This window comes from Pseudomonas sp. B3G-3 (assembly GCF_028640915.1).
In the GTDB taxonomy this organism is placed as follows: domain Bacteria; phylum Pseudomonadota; class Gammaproteobacteria; order Pseudomonadales; family Pseudomonadaceae; genus Aquipseudomonas; species Aquipseudomonas chlororaphis_I.
On record NZ_JAQZAB010000028.1, the window covers coordinates 1 to 459 of the forward strand.

Sequence of the window (459 nt, forward strand, 5' to 3'; positions counted from 1 at the left end):
CTGGACAATGCCCTGCAGCAACTGCACCCAGGACTGGGCCAGGCGCTCGATGGTCGAGGGCTCGAACAGGTCGGTGGCGTAGGTCAGCGATGCCCAGAGACCGTCTTCGGATTCGAAGGTGTCCAGGGTCAGGTCGAACTGCGCGGCGCGTCCCTGCCAGCTCAGGGTTTCGATACTGAGATCGTCCAGGCGCTGGCTGTGCGCGCCCTTCTTGACCGCGGTCTGATGGTTGAACATCACCTGGAACAGCGGACTGTGGCTCAGGCTGCGCTCGGGGCGCAGGGCCTCCACCAGTTGCTCGAAGGGCAGGTCCTGATGGGACTGCGCCATCAAGGCGGTCTGCTTGACCTGTTGCAGGAAATCAATGAAGCCCAGCTGACCGTCGACCTCGGCCTTGAACACCTGGGTGTTGACGAAGAAGCCGATCAGGCGCTCGGTCTCGACCCGGTTGCGGTTGGC

The 459-nt window shown here is 63.4% G+C and carries 1 protein-coding gene; it reads right to left on the minus strand.

The window, feature by feature from the left end; genetic code table 11:
• Window positions 1-459, minus strand: a 459-nt coding sequence (locus tag PVZ80_RS00235; RefSeq protein ID WP_273863285.1) for a condensation domain-containing protein, incomplete at both ends; no start/stop codon positions are given.